The following is a 277-nucleotide window of genomic DNA, read 5'->3' as shown; positions in this document are numbered from 1 at the left end:
CATCCGACTTGACAGACCGCCTGCGTGCGCTTTACGCCCAGTAATTCCGATTAACGCTTGCACCCTCCGTATTACCGCGGCTGCTGGCACGGAGTTAGCCGGTGCTTCTTCTGCGGGTAACGTCAATGGCTAAGGTTATTAACCTTAACCCCTTCCTCCCCGCTGAAAGTACTTTACAACCCGAAGGCCTTCTTCATACACGCGGCATGGCTGCATCAGGCTTGCGCCCATTGTGCAATATTCCCCACTGCTGCCTCCCGTAGGAGTCTGGACCGTG

The 277-nt window shown here is 56.0% G+C and carries 1 rRNA gene; it reads right to left on the bottom strand.

From position 1 onward, the window contains the following. A 16S ribosomal RNA gene (locus NNO04_RS23010) occupies positions 1–277 on the bottom strand; the annotation flags it as partial.

This window comes from Citrobacter sp. Awk 4 (assembly GCF_028069725.1).
Lineage (GTDB): Bacteria > Pseudomonadota > Gammaproteobacteria > Enterobacterales > Enterobacteriaceae > Citrobacter_D.
This window is presented reverse-complemented; position numbering and strand designations above follow the sequence as displayed.